Below are 16,163 nucleotides of genomic sequence, written 5' to 3' on the forward strand. Positions count from 1 at the left end.
TTATGCGCGTGGCGTACGAGCGACTGCGAATCGCAGCGACCCTTCGTGCCATGCCATGAGTTGAGGGGCGCCGGTTTGCGCCGCGTGCTCGATTCCGAGCGCGATACTTAGCCAACCCGCGCACACGCCGGGATGGCCGATTGCCAGATCGACGTCGTGGACGCCCGACAGTCCAGCAGTTTGCGAAACACCCAGCTTCGTATTCGAGGCGGCCTGAAGCAATGCGCGCTTGTCCTGCCCGGCCATGCCAGCCTGCCAGAGATCGCTGATTTCGGCGGCGGTCGCATCACCCCACAGCAGTACCCTGGACAGCGCTGTATCCATCCCGGGCCCACTGGCGTCCACCGGCCGATGAAGCAGCGCCCGCGTCGTCAAACCATGCCGCTCGGCGAGCGGCGCCCACGCAAGCAGCACACCGACGGCCGCTTCGGCACTCGACTGCGGAGGGTGGTCGTACAGTTGCGCGGAAACGAACAATGTGGCCCGTTCAAGGGCGGGACCGCCCCGAATGTCCAGCCACTCATCGAGCGCCATCACGCCCTGATCGACTGAAAGCTGTTTCGTCTTTGCCGATCGAAGGTTTTTGGCGCTCCAGCACGACTCCCATGTCTTGAGGAGATCGTCCTGATCAACATCAGCTGGTGCGAGCAAACGGATACAGAGCGGGACTTTGGCTGGCACAGTCATCACGGCATCGGAAATTTGCTCCAGCAATGCGTTGAAACACGCCCGGTAGCGCACGGGCATTTCCTTGTCCTCGTTCAGTCTCAGTGCGGTGTGACGAATCGCGTCAATGCCCGCACCCGATGTCTGCGCACTCAACGCATGCTCACCCCTCGCTAGCTTGACCGCGGCGTCCGTACTGCCCAATGCGGTCAAATACGTGTAGCCCAGGACAGCGAGCGGTTCACGCGCGAACTGCAACGCCTTCTCCCGATCTTCAGCACGCACGCCGCGTTCGGCCTGAAGTCGCTGCATCTGCTCATCGTAGTAGTGCCGGCGCAGGCCGAACATCACGCACCACGTCAACGCAGGAAAAGCAAGCAGGCGCACCCAGAACCATGCGGTATCGGTCGCTTCGTCTTTGGACCGTGTCAACAGTGCCACCGACACGCCGGCGACCATGACGAAGACAAACAGCACCGTCCACACGATTGCACGCGGCGGCCTCGGCGCGGCGCCAGGCGGGTCGAGGTCGGGAAGTTCCACCGGCATGGTCGTCCTGTCACACCAGACTTGAAATCAGACGGCACCCGCACATGGCGCGATAGCCCTGCCGTGCGATCGGTACGCCGTCGTCGAGCATGGTTTCGTCTCCGTCGATGATGAGATTGGGGCGGATATCGTGCCGCGGGCACGTCACTTCATCCCCTTTGCGAGCGACGTACCTGCCGTCGAAGCGCATCGAGTTCGACGCGGTGATGACTGTTCCGCCATGGTCGGTTGCGTCGCCGAGACGAATGAGATCGATCATGATTTGAGTATTCCTAAAGTGAGAAAGAGGCACGAAGCCGTGCTGCTGGTTTTTTGATTGGACGCTACGGTTCGAATATGCGCAAAAGCGAGACGGCCAAACCCGATCAGGGGTGTATTTCAGCAAGTGCACACCGCATAGATTCGGTATCAGGCGCGCGCAACGTTCCTCGGCATAGTGTTCAGGTCGAGCAATCGTGGCGGAAGATCTTCGGTGTCGACAAGATCGAGCCGCTCCTGACGGGAATCCCCTTCAGAGACGGAACGCCGGTGACCGAAAGCGCACCGGCTCCTCAATCGCTGGTAGCTTGCATGCTGCCTCATCCGCGTACACCAGAATCGACGATTGCTCTGCCATAACGGCTTCGTCAGCTACGTTGACGCGTTGCCCGTCGCCACGGCCACATCATTAAGAATGTTCCCCGCTCAGCTCAATTACCTACGTCGCGCATCTTTGCCTGCAGTTCCAGTAGCTTCAACAGTTCCGCATCACTGACATGAAAGGAAAGGTTGGATGGCAACGGTGTTGCAAGCTCCGGGAGCCGAGTCCATTCGTACAGACTGCTTTTATCAAGAAAGTTCTGAATCGCTTTCAATTCTGGAACAAGATCTCCTCTTGGTGTTGCGCTGGTATAGCCGGGGCGGACCTTTGCGACGGCCAGCATGTGGTCCAGGCAATCTCTACAGCCACTGTTCACACCTTTCTCCCACAGCTTGTATGCATCAACCTCACGTCCCTCCATGTCAGCGATTTTTCCGAGACTTGCGTAAGCATCTGCATTCCCTTGGGAAAGGGCACATTCAAGCATAGCCTTCCCAACTGGTCGGAGTTTCCTGGAGCGCACGACCATCGTGCCGCCAACCACGGCCATCGCATCGGGACTACCGCGGATAATCGCTTCGTTGAGTAGACGATCCTGTTCGCCGGGTGCCTGATCGAGGTAGGTGGCATAGGTGTAGGCTGCGATCGGAATACCGCGCTTGACGAGGGAAGCGAGCCGATTTCCACTCCGTTGCATAGTCGCGTTGTCCTCGGCTAGGTGGAACGCCCAAACAGCATCCACGTACGCCGCCTTCCAGCTTCCCGCCTCAACGGCGTCAGCAAGCAGCTGTTTCCGCTTGTGCCGTGACGATTCATTCATCCAGAAATCAGGCACTGAATCGCCGTGGGCCGAATACTTTACGAAGTCGGCGAACGCGCGTGCGGCCACGGGTGTCTCTTCTGGAGTATGGTTCGCGGCACGACTACATTGAAACGGCTTTCCCTGGTACCGTCGCACCAGATCGTGATCGAGCTCATCGGCACTTACACCATCCCATGGCTTCGCGTGATTGAATTCGGCAAGGCGATGCTGCTCTGTCGATTGAACGCATCCACTAGGACCAAGAAAAGTGCTAAATATCGCAAGCAAAATAATGCTAAACCGCCCGACTAACCTCACCATCACACCTTATCCTCGTAGGCCACCAGTTTCCACACGACCTCCGTCGTCAAGCGACGCTCGCCGAGCACGCGGTCAAGCCAAGCCAGCGCACGCGGCTCGTAGAAGTCGATCATCGGCAGCACGTCGCCATTTTCGAAAGTCCGTGTCGTATCGGCTCGAAGACCTGGACGAAGCTGTGCGCACCAGACACCGCTTTCAGGACAGCGTGTCCCGGTTCTTGCCAGTGTGCCGAGCGGCAGTCGCGCGACTACATCGGTCGGCGATGTCGTCTGCGACGTCTGCGCATCGGGCGAAAGCAGTATCCCAGTCGCCGGGTCAAGGTTCTTTTCCTTCGCCAGTCTGTTGATCAGTTCATCCGACGGCTTGGGCGGCACCTGGGCTTGCTGCTTTTCCCATTCGAACGTACCGTCCCACGGTGGGAGCTTCGCAGGTGGCAGCGGAACGATCTTGTCAATGTCTGGAACCTTCGGGTTGGCCAGTTTGTTGTCCCTCAGAAATTGGCCGATCAACTGATAGCGACGCGAGCGTTCGGGATCTTTGGGCAAGTCAAGAAAATAATATTGCTTATCGCCAAGGAACGCGTGCTCAAGGTTCATGGCGGTTCCGCTGACCCCTGCAGCCACTCCCTTTTGATAAGCAAGCACGGCGCCGGGGAAATCTTCGCTATTCTTAAGATTAATCGCCAGTTCATAAGCCGCCATCCCATGCCCCTGATCAGCAGCACATCGGCGCATCTGTCGAGCGATATCGGGCGCTTTGTTATGAGGCGCCAATAATTTGGCGACGTAATACTGGGCATCGGCATTGCCAAGATCGGCAGCCTTTCGGATGTATTTCAGCGCCAGCTCGTTGTTCTGCTTCAGCCCATATCCGGAATTCAGGTAGTAACCGATATCGTAGTAGCCCATCGGAATCCCCAGATTGACTAGCTGACTCGCCCACTCCACTGCCTCGTGCGCCGCGTTCGGAGAGCTTGCCAGACCCTGCGACACCAGTTGCTGCACGTTGTGGTTGGCCTTGTAATGGCCATGCGCCGCTGCGATCCGGTAGTAGCGCGCCACCTCGTCGAAGTCCTTCGGACCATCACGCGTTTGCAGATACCGGCCGTAGCGGAACAACGCGTCCACGTCCGGATCGATGGCAGGTAGACGATCCGCTTCGTGGGCGCAGGTAAACGCCAGATTGGCGCGCACACCAGCAAGGTCGGGCGATCCAGGCAAGTCGCTCTCCTTCGAGCAAGCAGATAAACTGGCAATCGCCAGGCAGATTAGAATGATGAGGCGCATCGGTTAATCCAGATTGGACCGGCTTGGACTGTCTCTATAAAACTCGACCAGCGATGCGCACGGTGCGCGCCCTTCACTCCTTAAGTCTTTATTATTCAAAATAACTTCCCCCCAAGCTTCATAAGCAACATCTGCATTCAACCTCCCATTTTTATCCTTCGTCCCCACCCCATCTTCCCCGGCATGAATTCTCCACAATTTCTCTCGGAGCGGCTGAGCGACGCGCATGGACTCATGAGCGATATTCAGTTCACTATCCACCTCCATGCTCCGCAGGTTAACGTTCGCCGAACCATGCGTGACTAACACGTCATCGATGATCATCAGCTTGGAATGGATATACACTTCATCCCACGGTCGCCCCTTCGGCGTGTCGGGTGGCACAAGGGTACAGATATGAACCTCGAGCCCCGGGATATTGAGCTTCTGCGGATCCTCGGTCTTGGCCTTTTCCAATTGAACTTTCAAGTCGTTCACCCGCTGGGCAGCCTCGGCAGCATCCAGTTGCGCCGCAGCGAGATTGTTCACGGCATACTGCGCCGAACTCGAAAACGGATTGACGGGAACGTGCTGCGCGCGTTCATATGCCTGGTCAGCCGCTTTCTTCGCCTCGAGTGCTGCCTCGTATTGCTTCTCCAAGTCGTCGGTGCGTTCCAGTTTCGAGACACCCGGCAAAACATCCGCGCGCCCGAGTGCATTGAGCATGTGATAGGTACTCACCGTCCCAAGCCCGATCCCGTCGTCGCTCGAGTTGGTCACGACGAACAGATAGAGCGGCGTCTTACGCCCGCCAGCCTGGTACGCTTTTACCAATTTCGTCAGCTTCTCGGCTAACGGCGGAAATCGGAAGTATTGATTTTCGATATAAATAAAATTGGTCGTATTGTTGACCGCCTGCAGGTAAAGTCGTTCGATGTCTTTAACGCCACCTTTCCCAACTTGGGGTTGGGTGCGCAGGATCTGTGCCCTCACGGCGATGTCATCTTTACTGCAACGGAGCAGGGGCTCTTTTGCTGACTCTCGCTGCTTTTCCAGTTGCTGTCCCGTCGTTGCATCCCATGCCTGACAGAAGTTTTTATTCAAATCGGTCAGAATCGGCCCCGTGATGCGGGCGGAGATATCCTGTCGCGGCAAAAATCCGTTGCGCCCCATTTGCGGATGCATGCGCACGTGGCCATGGCTACTGATATCCCAGTACTCGTCAAGCGTGTTATGCCCCATCACAAAGCCAGTCGCGATCTCCGGATGCGCGTAGTCGACCAGCACCATTTTTTGATGATGCGAGGGTGCCAGGCCCATTGCTGCGGCATTCTGAATTTTTGCATTTGTGGTGCGATCGCCGTACTTGCTGTCCGTCGCAGTACGCCACGCTATCTCGGCACGTTCGTTCATGCTGAAATCACGCGTAGCAAAATCGATATTCCGGAATGCCGGATCACGCTTGCCTCGTAAAATACGTCGAACGGCTTTATGCGTCAGCACGGGGATGGGTGCGATACCGACTCCTGTCCATTCGGTGCCCACTTGATTTTTCTTGTCCATCTTCACCATCTCGTACCACCAAGCATCGAACTCCCGCTGAGCCGAGTTTCGATTATCTGGCAGGTGCGAGAAACGACCGCCGGGCATCATATTTTCCAAAAACTGCGCAACATGGAATTTATCGCCCCATACCAGCAATCGGACTTTCACATTGTGTTTCGCCCTTTCGAGCAATAATTCCCCGATCGACAGCGAACCCTGTCCCGACGATCCGCGCTTGAAATACATCGAAGGCTGAAACCCCCAGCAGACGATATCGACGCTGTGCTGCGCGCTGGCAATCGCATCGTATACAGCCCCGAACGCCTCCTCGCCATTCACCAGCGGGCAGTGCGTCGCATTCCTTGGCTTATATTCCGCCCCTTGTACAAAGTGCGGCAACGTCAACGTCGCCGCGTTGCCGCACGATTGCGCGATCGGTACCGTGATGGCTGCCGGTTGACTCATGACTGCGCCTCCGTGTTCTGCGTGTCGGTATCGGGATTCAGCAGGCGGTAGTAATGCTGGCGATTGGCTGCACGATCTTCCCTGTCACCGCCGGCACCTTGCTCGTAGAAATGAAACCCCTGGTTGGCCAATTGGCCGTTGGCCGCGTCACCGCGAAATTCCTCGCTGACCGGAATCTCGTAGGAAACGCCATTGGCTAGTTCAAGTCGATACGATTTCGTGCCCTGGCGATGGTCGACAGCGATTCGCCCCGCCGAATCGGTTACCCCTTGCGTGACCAATGCACCCTGCGCATACAACTTGTACGGAACGTCCTGCGGGATCGCCGCCCTGGCCGAAGGAGACGCTGCCAGGCTCAACATCAGGCGCTCCGCCGGCAAGCTATTCGGCAGCGCAGTACTGATCTGCGCCGAAGCGGGCCCAGGTTTGTTCCACGATGCGCACTTCTCGAGGATGTCTCCCGGCGTACCGTTTTCGATGCGATTGGCGTCGATCCTGATATACGAGCCGCCGGCACCAATCCACACTTCCTTGGCCGCCGAAAGTACGAGCTTGCCGTCGGAGCTCGTGATAGTGACGTCCTTCAATGCCGCCAACGTCAACTCGTCGGTTTGCGCCTGAATGGCGACCTTGCCTTTCGCGGCGAACAGCTTGATGCCGAGTTTCGCCGCGAACATCGATACGGTTTCGCCAGCCGCTACCGTAAATCGCTTGACAACACCGATGTCGGCGCTACCCCCCGCAGTTGCAATCAGGTTTTTGCGCGCCGTAAGCTGCAAATGATCCCCCGACGCCACGCCGATACCGGCCGGCGCACTGATCAGGACACCGGCCTTTTTCAGTTCTGCCAGCGTTTCCTCCAGCAGGACCTTCTGCTTGGCGCAATCCGCGGCAACGGCTTCCGCTGCTTTCGCCGCATCGGCAAGGGACTGCATCTGCTGCAAGCCAAGCTCGAGCAGTTCCTGCGCCGGTCGCATATCGAGCTGCCGGCCATTGGATGCCGATTGCATGTCGGCCGAGATGAAAACACCTTTCCCTCCCCGTACCGCCACGTGTTCGTCCGTGCGAAGCTCTGCACCTTGGCCACGCTCTTTGCGACTTTCGTCGACCATGTGTCCGAGATTGAGCTCGCTGGTCTGGTACGGCGTGGTCAAATGGATATGCTCGATACCTTCCTTGTCCTCCATCCGCAGTTCGTTCCCGGCTGCGGTGCGAACGATATTCCGCGTATGGTTCAGGTTGTTCACCAGATCCGGATGCACGCTGTCATGCATCGCCCCGATGATCACCGGCCGGTTCGGATCGCCGTCCGTGTGGACAATCGCCACCTCCGCCCCGTCGATCAACGGAAAGTGATGGCCATAGTTGTCGCCGCTGTATGGCTTCGCAAACCGCACCGGCCGGCTCGTCCCGCCCGGGCTCCATTCATCGAGATCGAACGGCAGCTTGATCACGTACCAGCCCTGCTCGGTCAGATACGCATACTTGTAGTTGCCCGGCGACGTAATCCGCGCCGGCAGGATCCCGTCCACCACCGGCCGTGAAACCGAAGCCACCGGCGTACGCCACACGCGATCCGACGGAATGCCCTCGAACGCCACCCAGAACGACTCATTCCGCCCGCCGTGCGACCCGACCGACGTAACGAAAATCCCGTGCTTCGCATCAGCCGGTTTCGGCTCGACCCGCATCACCTCGCCGGCTTCGAGCCAGAACGGATTGCCCGTCCCCTTGAACGTAATCTGCGTCGCCAGATAGGCCTCGTGCCGCAACCGCGCAACCCGCTTGCCCTCCTCCGGCGTCTCGTAATGCTCGCCCCAGCGATAATCGACCGCATTCGTCGTCTTGTCGTCGCGCGCCGCGTTTTCCTCGACCAGCAGCGACACCTCGGCTTGTCGATGGTTGTAGTCATGTAGCCGCACCGCCTCCGGCACACGCTTCATCTCGCGCCCGAGCGTCTTGATCGCATCCGCACCGACACTCTCGAGCCCCGAGTCACGCCGATACGGCACCGTGCGCTGCTTGCGCGCATAGGCATCCAGATCGTCGCCGAACACAACAACTGCACGATCCTTCTTTTGCTCCCAGCGAAACCAGATCCCTTCTTCCGCACAAAGGCGCTGAATGAAGGAAAACGTCGTCTCGTGATACTGCGTCACGTACTCGCGACGCTTGTACTGTCCACGCAGCTGAAACTGGAAATCGACACCCGCGCGGTAGCCGTAATGCCGCAACGTGTCGGTCACGATCTCCTCGACCGACTGCTTCTGAAACAACCGGCTGGTCACGCCACGATCGAGATCGGCCAGTGTCGGCTCCAGCACGACCCGGTAGCGCGTTTCGTCCGCAGACGTCTCCCGCTCGTCGAACTGCGTGATCACGCCATGAACCGTATACGCCGCCGGCTTTGCGCTGAACTGCGCGGCGTTCTCCCCAAACATCTTGCGCAGGTAATCCATGTTCGAATCGACCGGATCCGCGCTGAACTTCGCCGGTCGCCCCAGCACCTGATCCATCGGAATCCCCGCCACCGGGCTCGTGAATTCGATCTCGTATCGATAGAGCTGGCTCACGCGGTCCAGCCCGGTGAACTTCAGGATCGAGAACGGCGCCGGGTGCGGCGCCAGCTTCAATTCATAAGCCTGCGTAGGCAAAATCATCGACATGGACTCTCTCGGTTGTGCAAACACGCGGCACCACCGGGGCAAACCTCACCACCCCGGCGGCTCGCAGAACAGCGTCAGATCAGTTCTTGGACTTAGGCATCTGCGACACGAGCGACAGCCCGATATCCATCCCTTCGACCTGGAAGTGCGGGACGATGAACAGCTTGATCCGGAAGAAGCCCGGGTTGTCCTCGATGTCCTCGACCGTGACCTTCGCCTCGCGCAGCGGATGCGACGCCTGCAGCTCGTCACCCGGATCCTTCATCTCGGTCACGAGCCCCTTGATCCAGTTGTTCAACTCGAGCTCGAGCAGACGACGATCCTTGGTCGTGCCGATGTTCTCCCGCTGGATCAGCTTCAGGTAATGCGCGATGCGCGACAGCAGGAAGATGTACGGCAGCCGTGCGTTGATGCGGCTGTTCGCGGTCGCCTCCCTGGTCTCGTACAGCGCCGGCTTCTGCGCCGAGTTCGCGGAGAAGAAGCACGCGAAGTCGTGGTTCTTGTAGAACGACAGCGGGATGAAGCCGAGATTCGCGAACTCGAATTCACGCGTTTCGGGGATCAGCACCTCGGTCGGGATCTTCGGCTGGTGGCCGGTGCCGAGGTCGTACAGGTGAACCGGCAGATCCTCGACCTTGCCGCCCGCCTGCGGACCGCGGATCTGCACGCACCAGCCGTTGCTCACGAAGCTGCGCACCATGTTCGCCGCGAACGCGAACGACGCATTCATCCACAGGTACTTGTCGTGGTCGGGGCCCTTGACGGCCTCCTCGTAGTTGAACGCCCGCACCGGCGCCGTATCCTTGCCGTACGGCAAACGGCCGAGCACACGCGGCATCGTCAGGCCGACGTAACGCGCATCGTCGGTATCGCGGAAGCTCTTCCACTTGATGTACTCGGCGCGATCGAAATAGTTGCCGATATCCTGGATCGCGGCGACTTCCTCCATCGACTGCTTGCCGAAAAACGCCGGCCCGACCGAGCCGATGAACGGCATGTGCGCGGCGGCCGCGACCTTCGAGATGTTGCGCAGCAGTGCGACGTCCATCGGCGAATTCGCGAACTCGAAGTCGCTGATCATCGCGCTGATCGGCTGACCGCCCGGCGTGTCGTATTCCTCGATGTACGTCAGGCGGTACAGGCCGCTCTGGATCAGTTCCGGCGTATCCTCGAAGTCGCGCTGCAGCGCGTCCTTCGACACGTCGAGCACTTCGATGCGTGCGTTCTTGCGGAAATCAGTACGACTCACGAGCATCTTCAGGCCGCGCCAGCGTGCCTCGAGCGCCTGGAATTCCTGCGTATGCATCACGGCGTCGAGCTGGCGGCTGATCTGCCGGTCGATCTGGCCGATATGGAAATCGAGCAGCGACTTGTCGAGGCGGTCCACCGGCTGGCTCGCGTTCGCAACGAGTTCGAGGAATGCGCCCATCCCGCGCGCGATGCGCTCGTCGGCCGACGCCTCGGACAGCATGTCGTTGTCGCGGAACGCCTCGAGCGGGCGCGCTTCGCTGACGGGCTTCAGGTTGATCTTGCTGCACAGCGACGCATAGACGCTGTCGATATCCCCGTGCGGGGCGTCCAGCACGACGGTCTCGCTCGCGCCGGCGTGCTGCGTTTCAGTGGATTTCATGGCGTGTCCTGTCTGCGATCGAATCGCTACGATGTTGCGGAATGCGCTGAACGCGCGTTTTGCCCAGCGCGTTTCACGCATGCCCTTCCGGCTGCGTCGCGGCGGTCGCGATCTGCGCGAGTTCACCTCGCAGCTTCGCGGACAGGCGATCGTCCTTCAGCACCTTCTCGAACTCGCGACGGAACGTGCCGTTGTCGAGCAGGTTCGATTTCAGGTCACGCAGCAGATTGCGCATCGCGAGGAGCGCCTGCAACTCGGGAATCTGGCGCGCGACCTGCTCGGGCGCGAAATCCTTGATCGAGCGGAACGACAGGTTGACGGGCAGCTCCGAACCGTCGCCGGCCAGCGTGTTGTCCGCGGCGATCCTGAGATCCGGCGCATAGTCGGCCAGCACGGCATCGAAGTTGTTCTTGTCGATGTTCACCTTCTTGCGCTCGGCAAGCGGCGCCTGCTCACGGCCGGCACTGAAGTCGCCGGCGACCAGCAGCTTCAGGGGCAACTCGACCTTCTTCTGCGCTCCACCCGTATGCAGGTCAAGCGTGATCGACACCCGGCTCTTCGGGATCTCTCGCTGAAAGCTATCCAATTCGTTCTCCTTATCTCAGGAAGCTTGAAGACTCCGCGACACGCACCCGCAAGTCATGGGTGCATCGCCGTCCGTACTGCCCATGCCAACCCCGCAACGTGCATCGACGAACGGCCCATCCGGATATTCGCGGCCCGATATCCGACTCAGGCGGCAGAAAATATCACGCCCTTTGTCAGCGAGTAAACCCGAAACACGGAAAATTGAAAATTAACGACACAAGGTTTTTTGCAAATAAGACTAGTCCGATTCCATGTCGCATTCCAGACACGCCGTCCGAATCCCAAACACCCGCCCACAAATCACTATCAAACAAATTCACAACCATCTCACAACCACCTGATTTGCAGGCGATTTTTACAAAAAACACGGAACACAAAATCTCAATAAAAACTCCACTCGACACCGCTGGCACCGCTGGCACCGAAGAAACACCCCACGCCCAATAAATCTCAAAATAAACACCCCATTTATCTCAATTTATTCGAGACACTTCCCAACAAATTCGAATAAAACGGGGTATACGAAATCAGAAAACGATGTATAGAATCGGCGCCTCATAATTCCTACATCGGTATTGACCACACCATGCGGATCGACAAACCGCTCTGGCATGAAGGGCTGATTCTTACGCAGCAGCATTTCCAGCAGCATGAGCGCTGGAACGCGTTCGCGCTGCAACAACTGGCGTCGGCCGTCGCCGTATCGCCATGGGGAACGCTGAACGTCGACATCGACGAGGAGGCACTGTCCTCCGGCCGCCTGAAGCTCGCGCGGCTGCAACTGCGTTTCCCCGACGGCACGCCGATCGACACGGCCATCGCCGACGCGTTGCCGCCGGCGCGCGACCTCGTCGGCGAAATTCCCGCCGATGCCCAGACCGTCGACGTACTCGCCGCGCTCGCGCTACCCGACGCGAACGGCAGCAACTGTCGCTTCGACGAAACGGCGCTGGCCCGCCCGCGCCGCGCGTATCGCGAGTTCGTCAAGGTGACGGACCTGAACGGCTCGGCCGAGACCGAAATTGCCGCCGAGCGTCACGCCGTCCGGTTGCTGTTCGGCTTCGAATCGCACGCCGACGACACGGCATGCGCGATCGCACGCCTGACGCGCACGACGAGCGGGCAGTTCCAGGTCGATCGCCGATACGTCCCGCCCTGTCTGGCGCTATCCGGTCACCCGCTGCATATCGAGCGCATTCGACGGATCGCCGACATCCTCGCCGCCAAAAGCGCGCTCCTCGGTGCGCGCCGCAGCGAGCGCATCGAGCAGGTGGCCGAGTACGGCGTCGCCGATGTCCAGCTCTTCTGGCTCCTGCATTGCATTCATCAGGCGTGGCCGCAACTGCGCTTCCTCGCGTCGCATCCGGGGCAGCCGACCGATCGCCTGTACCAGGTGCTCGCCCAGTTGGCCGGCTCGCTGATCACGTTCTCGACTCGCGTGTCGCTGACCGACATTCCGCCCTACGACCACGCGAGCGCCCATGACGTATTCGCGGCGCTCGAATCGCTGATCCGCGATCTGCTCGACGCGATCATCCCGTCACGCGTCGTCTCGATCGGGCTCTCGCATGCGACACCGACGACCTGGGTCGGCCAGTTCCGCGACGAGCGCATCGTCGAAGATGCCGCGGACTGGTATCTGTCCGTCAATGCCGCGTTGCCGGCGTTCGAGCTGGTCGAACAGTTTCCGCACCTCTGCAAGATCGGCGCACCGGACGACGTCGAGCACATCGTCAATTCCGCCGTGGCGGGAATTCCGCTCAAAGCCGTGCAGCGGGTACCCGGCGCCATACCGGTCCGGCTGGACAACCACTATTTCGCGCTTGATGCGCACGACGCCGCGCATGCACGGATGCTCGCCGCGCGCGCTTGCCAGATCTATCTTCCCGCGTCGATTCCCGACGCGTCGCTCGAACTTTATGCGGTGCTGCGCTGATGAATGCCGTCGCCTCCATGCGTCACGAAACCGCGCTGCTTGCGCACGATCCCTCATCCGGTCCTGCACATCGATCTTCGATGCGCGCGCTGCTGCGCGATACCGCGTTGCTCGTCACTCACCTGTCGAACGGCGGCCAGGTCGACAATGCCGCAAGCCTGCGTGAGCAGTGCCGCCTGCTGGTCGCACAGTTCGCGACCGCGCTCGATGCGCAAGGCATTGCCGTGGACGTACGGGACGACGCCATCGTCGCCCAGTGCGGGCTGATCGACGAAGCCGCACTGCGGCACCTGCCGGCTTCCGACAAGGCGAACTGGGAATCCACGCCGCTGCAGGTCGAGCGATTCGGCACGCACGATGCAGGCACGCGCATCTACGAGCGGCTCGACTACCGGATGCGCGAACCCGCGCCGAACGTCGACCTGCTCGAATGCTACGCGGCCGTTCTCGGCCTGGGATTCCGTGGCCGGTATGCCGCTCGCTCGGGGCCGTCCGCGGGCGCCCATGATGGTGAGGCGAAACGTCAGGCACTGATCGCCGCGCTGGTGGCGCAGATCGATCAATTGCGGCCGGCGGTCCGCCCGGGGTTCGTCACCGATCGCTCCAACACGCGACTGCTGGACCGGCTCAGGCATGTGTCGCCATGGGTTATCGCGGGCACGGCATGCGTCATCGCGATACTCGTCTGGTTCGCGTGGGATCGGATCCTCGATGCCGAACTGGCCCGACTCGTCCAGCAAGCGAAACGACCGTGAGTTCGGGCACCATGCTCCCAACGGCGGCAACCCGCGCCGATTCCAATGCGGCACGCGCGGCGTTGTCGGGCCTGGGCTATCCGCTCCGCACGGTCGTGACGCTGTCCGCGGCACTGGCACTGGCCGTCGTCGGATGGGTTGTACCCGTCGAGCGCGGCGTCATGTGGGGATGGATGGCGATCGTCGTCACGCTTTCCGCGCTGATCGTCTGGCTGCATTCGCGCGGATTGACGCGCGCCCGGGAACGAAACGTTCATGTGATTGCACAACTGGGCGCGGCGACTGCCGACCTGCCGGTCGCGCTGCGCACGAGAATGCCGCTCGCTCTCGTCACCGGCGACGGTCTGTCCGCGTTGTTCGATCGCGATACGGCCATGTCGCGTTTCGTGCATGTCGGCGACGGCGCGATCTGGTTGCGAGCCGACCGCCCTCAGGATCTTCCCCGGCTTGCCGTCGCGGTCCGCCAGTGGCGGGACGGTCACGCGCCGGATTGTGTCGTGCTGGCGGTCGCGCCGGGCCTTCATGCGAACGACGACACGCTATCGCAGTCGCTGCGCGTGATCCGGCAGGCCGTTGCTGATGCGTCCCGCATGCTCGGCGCGGCGCTGCCGGGCTATGTCGCCATCTATCAGCGGCTCTCGAACGCAAACGCCGCGGCGACGCCGCCGGCCGTCGAATCGGCGGTCCGGTGGTATGGCATGTCGACCGGATCGGCCATCGTCGACATGCATCGCTTCGATACCGCGATCGACGCAGCCGAGTCGGATGCCCTCCATGCCGACGGGAGCCCGGCGGTCGCGGCACGCGCCGCCGGCGTCGCATCGATGATCGGATGGACTCGACGCGTCGTGTTCGACACGCTGACGGATCGACGCCAGCCCGCATCGCCCTGGCCGTTGTTCGGCGCCGGCTGGATCGACCACGGCCCGGCGAGCGGCCCCGGCCAACCGTGGGAACGTGAAGTCCGCAGCCTGACAGGTATCGCCCCGGCCGCACTGCCTGCGTCGTCGACGCCATGGCCATTGCCGCAACCGCTGATCGATGCGATGCCGCGCCGATCGTGGCGGTCGCCGCGCATCACCGCCGCCGCGCACGTCATCGCGATCGTCGCCTGCGCCGCAATCGCCGCCATCTGCGGAGCCGCAAAGAACAACGATGCGTTGATGACCCGCATCGGCGAGCACCTCCAACACTACAACCGTATCCCCGCCACGCACGACGCGGCCAAACGCGACGCCCTCCGCATCCTTGCGTCGGACCGCGATCAGCTCGACCGATACGCACGGGTCGGCGTGCCGCTCCGGCTGTCGTTCGGCACCTATCGCGGCGCACCGCTGCTGCCCATCCTCAACGACGCAATCGCGTCGTACGAACCGCCCCCGCCGCCGCCCGCCGTCGTCACACTGGACAGCATGTCGCTGTTCGACAGCGGCAAGGCAAGGCTCCGAACGGGCACCACGCGCGCGATGGTCGATGCGCTCGAACTGATCAAGGCCCATCCGGGCAAACGCGTGCTCGTTGCGGGCTACGCGGACGATCAGGGTCGGCCCGATCGCAATCTGAAACTGTCGATCGATCGCGCGTCGGCCGTGCGCGACTGGCTCGTCGAAGCGTCCGGCATCCCGCCGACACGGTTCGCGATCCAGGGCTACGGCGATACGCGGCCGGTTGCCGACAACGCCACGCCGGAAGGGCGGGCGAAGAATCGTCGGGTCGAGATCACGCTCGTGCCCGATACACCGGTGCCTGTCGTCCCGACCGGCGCCGCGAAGTAACACGCGTTTGGGTTCCCGGGGCAGTCGCCCCGGGGTTATCAGCGCCGGAATCCGGTTCCGGCGATTCGCAGTACGAAGAAGAAGGAGTGAACAAATGGCAATTCCGGCCTACATGTGGCTCAAGGACGACGGTGGCGCGGACATCAAGGGTTCGGTAACCGTGCAGGATCGCGAGGGTAGCGTCGAACTGGTTGCGTTCGATCATGGCGTGCACATTCCGACCGACGGCAATACGGGCAAGCTGACCGGCACGCGCGTGCACAAGCCGATCACGCTGACGAAGGAGACCGACGCGTCGACGCCGTATCTGTACAAGGCCGTGACGAGCGGCCAGACGCTGAAGTCGGTCGAGATCAAGTGGTATCGGATCGACGACGCGGGCAAGGAAAAGGAATACTTCAACACCAAGCTCGACAACGTGAAGATCGTCGCGGTGAAGCCAAAGATGCTCGACATCAAGAACCCCGACTACGAGAAGCACAACCATCTCGAAGACGTGGAACTGCGTTACGAGACGATCACGTGGTCGTACAAGGACGGCAACATCATCCACAAGGACACCTGGAACGAACGTTCCTGATGGATTGACCGGCTGGCGGAATCCGTCGCGCTTGCGCGGC

At 60.8% G+C, this 16,163-nt stretch carries 12 protein-coding genes; 4 read left to right on the forward strand and 8 right to left on the reverse strand.

Annotated elements, in window-relative coordinates:
- The 8 genes from ACVK00_RS02350 to tssB all read right to left on the reverse strand — a co-directional run bounded on the left by ACVK00_RS02350 (position 1) and on the right by tssB (position 11,075).
- The gene (locus ACVK00_RS02350) at positions 1 to 1,215 is read right to left on the reverse strand and encodes a hypothetical protein (protein WP_284900080.1); all 1,215 of its coding nucleotides are present in this window, start codon (positions 1,213 to 1,215) and stop codon (positions 1 to 3) included.
- A gap of 10 nt (positions 1,216 to 1,225) precedes the next feature.
- A complete protein-coding gene (locus ACVK00_RS02355; RefSeq protein WP_126226698.1) occupies positions 1,226 to 1,474 on the reverse strand; it encodes a PAAR domain-containing protein in 249 nt (82 codons plus the stop codon).
- Positions 1,475 to 1,904: 430 nt separating this feature from the next.
- Positions 1,905 to 2,918, reverse strand: coding sequence for a hypothetical protein (locus ACVK00_RS02360; RefSeq protein ID WP_175668023.1), 1,014 nt, complete (start codon positions 2,916 to 2,918; stop codon positions 1,905 to 1,907).
- Complete coding sequence (locus tag ACVK00_RS02365) at positions 2,918 to 4,204, reverse strand: SEL1-like repeat protein (protein WP_284900076.1); 1,287 nt, start codon at positions 4,202 to 4,204, stop codon at positions 2,918 to 2,920. Before ACVK00_RS02365 ends, ACVK00_RS02360 begins: the two co-directional genes overlap by 1 nt.
- 3 nt (positions 4,205 to 4,207) lie before the next feature.
- A complete protein-coding gene (locus ACVK00_RS02370) occupies positions 4,208 to 6,193 on the reverse strand; it encodes a phospholipase D-like domain-containing protein (protein WP_284900074.1) in 1,986 nt (661 codons plus the stop codon).
- On the reverse strand, positions 6,190 to 8,859 hold the full coding sequence (locus ACVK00_RS02375) for a type VI secretion system Vgr family protein (protein WP_284900073.1): 2,670 nt from the start codon (positions 8,857 to 8,859) through the stop codon (positions 6,190 to 6,192). The genes ACVK00_RS02370 and ACVK00_RS02375 overlap by 4 nt, the downstream gene beginning before the upstream one ends.
- Positions 8,860 to 8,938: 79 nt before the next feature.
- Positions 8,939 to 10,489: a type VI secretion system contractile sheath large subunit gene (gene tssC / locus ACVK00_RS02380; RefSeq protein WP_006750267.1), complete on the reverse strand. Its 1,551-nt coding sequence runs from the start codon at positions 10,487 to 10,489 to the stop codon at positions 8,939 to 8,941.
- Between the two features lie 73 nt (positions 10,490 to 10,562).
- Complete coding sequence (tssB, locus tag ACVK00_RS02385) at positions 10,563 to 11,075, reverse strand: type VI secretion system contractile sheath small subunit (protein WP_006750268.1); 513 nt, start codon at positions 11,073 to 11,075, stop codon at positions 10,563 to 10,565.
- 588 nt (positions 11,076 to 11,663) lie between these two features.
- On the opposite strand from tssB, the gene tssK reads away from it, so the two are divergent.
- From tssK to ACVK00_RS02405, 4 genes are all read left to right on the forward strand, one after another.
- A complete protein-coding gene (gene tssK / locus ACVK00_RS02390; RefSeq protein ID WP_284900068.1) occupies positions 11,664 to 13,013 on the forward strand; it encodes a type VI secretion system baseplate subunit TssK in 1,350 nt (449 codons plus the stop codon).
- Between the two features lie 80 nt (positions 13,014 to 13,093).
- Positions 13,094 to 13,768 carry a DotU family type IV/VI secretion system protein gene (locus tag ACVK00_RS02395; protein ID WP_284900065.1) on the forward strand — a complete coding sequence of 225 codons (675 nt, stop codon included), beginning with the start codon at positions 13,094 to 13,096 and terminating at the stop codon, positions 13,766 to 13,768.
- 11 nt (positions 13,769 to 13,779) lie between these two features.
- Positions 13,780 to 15,543 (forward strand): OmpA family protein, encoded by a 1,764-nt coding sequence (locus tag ACVK00_RS02400; protein ID WP_284900063.1) that lies wholly within the window; start codon positions 13,780 to 13,782, stop codon positions 15,541 to 15,543.
- A gap of 94 nt (positions 15,544 to 15,637) precedes the next feature.
- Entirely contained in the window at positions 15,638 to 16,123 is a 486-nt protein-coding gene (locus ACVK00_RS02405; protein ID WP_006750272.1) for an Hcp family type VI secretion system effector, read from the forward strand.
- Positions 16,124 to 16,163 lie beyond the last annotated feature (40 nt).

The sequence above is a fragment of the Burkholderia sp. PvR073 genome, from assembly GCF_054055695.1.

Excerpts from the sequence above, each read along its gene's own strand:
- ACVK00_RS02350 (WP_284900080.1), bottom strand. The coding sequence starts at position 1,215 with ATGCCGGTGGAACTTCCCGACCTCGACCCGCCTGGCGCCGCGCCGAGG.
- ACVK00_RS02355 (WP_126226698.1), bottom strand. The coding sequence starts at position 1,474 with ATGATCGATCTCATTCGTCTCGGCGACGCAACCGACCATGGCGGAACA.
- ACVK00_RS02360 (WP_175668023.1), bottom strand. The coding sequence starts at position 2,918 with ATGGTGAGGTTAGTCGGGCGGTTTAGCATTATTTTGCTTGCGATATTT.
- ACVK00_RS02365 (WP_284900076.1), bottom strand. The coding sequence starts at position 4,204 with ATGCGCCTCATCATTCTAATCTGCCTGGCGATTGCCAGTTTATCTGCT.
- ACVK00_RS02370 (WP_284900074.1), bottom strand. The coding sequence starts at position 6,193 with ATGAGTCAACCGGCAGCCATCACGGTACCGATCGCGCAATCGTGCGGC.
- ACVK00_RS02375 (WP_284900073.1), bottom strand. The coding sequence starts at position 8,859 with ATGTCGATGATTTTGCCTACGCAGGCTTATGAATTGAAGCTGGCGCCG.
- tssC (WP_006750267.1), bottom strand. The coding sequence starts at position 10,489 with ATGAAATCCACTGAAACGCAGCACGCCGGCGCGAGCGAGACCGTCGTG.
- tssK (WP_284900068.1), top strand. The coding sequence starts at position 11,664 with ATGCGGATCGACAAACCGCTCTGGCATGAAGGGCTGATTCTTACGCAG.
- ACVK00_RS02395 (WP_284900065.1), top strand. The coding sequence starts at position 13,094 with ATGCGCGCGCTGCTGCGCGATACCGCGTTGCTCGTCACTCACCTGTCG.
- ACVK00_RS02400 (WP_284900063.1), top strand. The coding sequence starts at position 13,780 with ATGCTCCCAACGGCGGCAACCCGCGCCGATTCCAATGCGGCACGCGCG.
- ACVK00_RS02405 (WP_006750272.1), top strand. The coding sequence starts at position 15,638 with ATGGCAATTCCGGCCTACATGTGGCTCAAGGACGACGGTGGCGCGGAC.